This is a genomic window from Teichococcus vastitatis, assembly GCF_003604215.1.
In the GTDB taxonomy this organism is placed as follows: Bacteria; Pseudomonadota; Alphaproteobacteria; order Acetobacterales; family Acetobacteraceae; genus Pseudoroseomonas; species Pseudoroseomonas vastitatis.
Window position 1 is genome coordinate 1 of the sequence record NZ_QXGS01000107.1, and the last position, 2984, is coordinate 2984.

The 2984-nt window shown below is 66.5% G+C and carries 4 protein-coding genes and 1 pseudogene; 2 read left to right on the forward strand and 3 right to left on the reverse strand.

The window, feature by feature from the left end; genetic code table 11:
* Positions 1 to 283 precede the first annotated feature (283 nt).
* From D2K64_RS23155 to D2K64_RS23165, 3 genes are all read right to left on the reverse strand, one after another.
* Positions 284 to 715 carry an NUDIX hydrolase gene (locus D2K64_RS23155; protein WP_120010750.1) on the reverse strand — a complete coding sequence of 144 codons (432 nt, stop codon included), beginning with the start codon at positions 713 to 715 and terminating at the stop codon, positions 284 to 286.
* Between the two features lie 171 nt (positions 716 to 886).
* Positions 887 to 1375 (reverse strand): CYTH domain-containing protein, encoded by a 489-nt coding sequence (locus tag D2K64_RS23160; protein WP_120010751.1) that lies wholly within the window; start codon positions 1373 to 1375, stop codon positions 887 to 889.
* A gap of 155 nt (positions 1376 to 1530) precedes the next feature.
* A complete protein-coding gene (locus D2K64_RS23165; RefSeq protein ID WP_120010753.1) occupies positions 1531 to 2118 on the reverse strand; it encodes a recombinase family protein in 588 nt (195 codons plus the stop codon).
* Between the two features lie 305 nt (positions 2119 to 2423).
* Between D2K64_RS23165 and D2K64_RS23170 the strand changes: the two genes are divergently transcribed.
* Complete coding sequence (locus D2K64_RS23170) at positions 2424 to 2648, forward strand: hypothetical protein (RefSeq protein ID WP_120010756.1); 225 nt, start codon at positions 2424 to 2426, stop codon at positions 2646 to 2648.
* Between the two features lie 88 nt (positions 2649 to 2736).
* A pseudogene (locus D2K64_RS23175) lies at positions 2737 to 2984 on the forward strand (cupin); the annotation flags it as partial.

Genomic DNA, 2984 nt, shown 5'->3' on the forward strand with positions numbered 1-2984 from the left:
AAGACTGGCGGCCTGAGATCAACCAGGACCGAGCTTATCCGGGCCGCCAAACTGTCCGGCAGATGGGGGCCACCTCACTGCATCTCGCGAGTACCCATGTTACAGGCATCTATCGACCCGATCTTGCCACCGGTGTCGGGCTAACAGCACTGGTACTGGCAATCACTTGCCGATCGAAGGTCACCAGCCAAGTGCGGACCCTGCAGATCAAAACAGCCGGCTCAGCACAAGCTCACGCTAATAGGCTCACCGCCGCAATAGGCTCACCGCCGCGCCTGAATGTTCAGCGATCGGGAGCCGACGCCGCAAGGGATCGCAGTAAATCGATCAGCTCCGCCTCGGCCACCTGCTCGGCGGCGCGCTCTGGCGTGAACCATTGCCGCTCCCGCTGGCCACGTTCCGGCCATTCCGGGAGCAAGCGCTCAACTGTCATCCGGAAGACCTCGACGTCGCATGTCACATGGCTCCCGTCCTTGAGGCGTTTGCTGTAGCTGTAGCATCCGACCGGCTCGGCCGTGATCTCGCCGATCGCACCGGCCTCCTCGAAGGCCTCCTTCGCGGCCAGCCCGGACGGTGTGAGGTCCTCCTCGGCCCAGCCCTTCGGGATCACCCAGCGATGGGTCTCCCGGCTGGTGACCAGCAGCACCCTGAGCTCGCCGTCGACCTCCGCCACTGGCAGCGCGGCGTATTGCTGTCCCCGCCAGATCGACGGCATTTGCTTCTTTGCCAAAACCTATGCTGCCCGTCCAAAAGGGTCTTCCATTGTGAAGCATGAACCGCCGCGCTTTTCGGGTCCACCGAAGTGCTCGACCTGTTCCGGAATTGTCACGGCACAACATGCGCGTTGCGGCCTGGAAGCCGTCCGCCAGGACGGAGTTGCGCCGCGTCAGAAAGGTTCGGGGGAGGCCGGTTGCGTGAGGGCTGCGGCGCGCTCCAGCAGGGTCGCCTTGCGGTAGCGCGGATCATGCGTCACCTCGTCACCGGCCCAGGGCGGCAGAGGAACCGGCTGTTCAGGATCCTCAAGCTCCACCTCAGCGAACTCGATCCCGGCCAGAGGTCCCTGGTGGATGTCAACGGCCCAGATCAGCCCACCATAGGGTACCATGTGGCGCACCTTCTCGATGTGCGGCAACTCGCAGAGCGAAAGGATCTCCTCGGCCTCCTGGAGCGGGATCTCATACTCGAATTCGGCGCGGCTGATGCCGGTGCGGGGTCCCTTGACCGTGATCCAGGCCCGATCCCTGGTTTGCCGGATCCGGACCTTGCCTTCGCCGAACCTGGCCAGAAGGCCATCTTTCAGGACGTGGGTCTGCACGACCCCCGCCTTCCAGTCATCGCTCACGAGCAGAAACTTCCGCTCGATCTCCACAGCCACCGTGAGATCTCCAGATCCGATCAGGAGGCGCTCTGTAGCGCAGCGGGAAGAGTATGACAGCCCCAGGAACCAGGACCGGCGCCAGGCCAGGAGACTGCCGACCGGCGAACCGCATCCATGTCGCTGATGTTCTCGCCCTGGTCAGGCGCCGCGCATCAGGATGGTGTTGTCACCGCGATCGCTCCCGGCTCAGCACGCAGGATGCGGTGCGCGGACGCCACGCCGATCTCCAGCCGGCGCGCGATCTTCACCACTGGCACGCCTTCGGCCTTCAGCCGCAACACCTCGGCCGACTTCGCCCGCGCGGTCGGCGTGCGGCCCTTGTACTTTCCCTCGGCCTTCGCGGCGGCGATACCCTCGCGCTGGCGCTCCAGCATCAGCGCGCGCTCGAACTCGGCCACGGCGCCCAGCATGGTCAGCATCAGGCGCCCGGTCGGGCTGCGCGTGTCGATCTCTTGTCCGCTCATGGACAGCACCCGCAGCGCCACCCCGCGGCGCTCCAGATCCTCCACGATGCGCAGCAGGTCGCCCGTGCCGCGGGCCAGGCGATCCGGCTTGGCCACCACCAAAACGTCGCCGTCGCGGAGGAAGCGCAGCGCATGCTCCAGCTGCGGCCGCTGCGCCACGGAGGACACCCGCTCGCTGAAGATGCGCTCGCAGCCGGCGGCTTGCAGGGTTCGCAGCTGCGCTTCCAGCCCGGCCTCCTGATCGACGGTAGACGTGCGCGCGTAGCCCACCAGCATGGGGAGGATCCTATCATTAGAGCCTTAGGATCTATGATATGCCACGATCAAAAACTCAGAAAGGGCTCTATTGATCGGCATTCCGGAGCCGACAGCGCCCGATCATAGGGGCAAGGTCTATTGGTAGAGAGGGTCCGCCTCGGAGCCGACGGCGGTTCACCGACAGGGTCTTCGCTCCAGCTGAAGCCAAGCTTCTCGGTGCGACCCTTTGCCCGCAGGTCATCCGGCATCTGGCCCATGTTGGCCCACAGGTTCAGGCCTTCTCTCGCGGACACGTTGCTTGCCGGCGGTTGCGCCGGATTGGCATGCTGCGCGGGATGTTCTGCGTCTCCGAGAGCGATGCCGCCGCGATCCGCACCGCCTTCCTGGAAGGCGGCGAGTTGGCGGCCGCGCTCGAGCTGCGCCGGCGCTTCGTGGGCCTCACCAGCAACGCCGACGCGCGGCGCTTCGTGCGCACGATCACCGCATGGCAGGCGCCGCCGGAGCACCTGCCGGATACGGATCCCGATGCGGTGCCAGGGCCGCGCTGAACCTGCGCCCTCAATCGCCATGAGAGAGGCGCCGCAGGTGCCGTCCGGCTTAGCGCATCCGGGCCGTCCCGCGGGCGTTGCCTCCTCCATGACGCACCCCGAAGCCCTGCCACTGGCCGATAACGGCGCCGGGTTCCCGAACTCGCCGCTCCCGCTGCTGGTCTACCGAGACGTCCTGCCGGCCGACGCCGTTGCCCAGGAGGCGGCCTTCGCCCGGTACGGCTGGAGCCATGCCTGGCGCGACGGGATCTTCGGCTATCACCACTTCCACAGCATCGCCCACGAGGTGCTCGGCCTCGCCGCCGGCGAGGTGTCCGTAGAGTTCGGCGGACCGGC

What these genes read in the sequence shown, in the direction of transcription:
- D2K64_RS23155 (WP_120010750.1), bottom strand. Translation starts at nt 715, where the DNA reads ATGCCGTCGATCTGGCGGGGACAGCAATACGCCGCGCTGCCAGTGGCG.
- D2K64_RS23165 (WP_120010753.1), bottom strand. Translation starts at nt 2,118, where the DNA reads ATGCTGGTGGGCTACGCGCGCACGTCTACCGTCGATCAGGAGGCCGGG.
- D2K64_RS23170 (WP_120010756.1), top strand. Translation starts at nt 2,424, where the DNA reads ATGCTGCGCGGGATGTTCTGCGTCTCCGAGAGCGATGCCGCCGCGATC.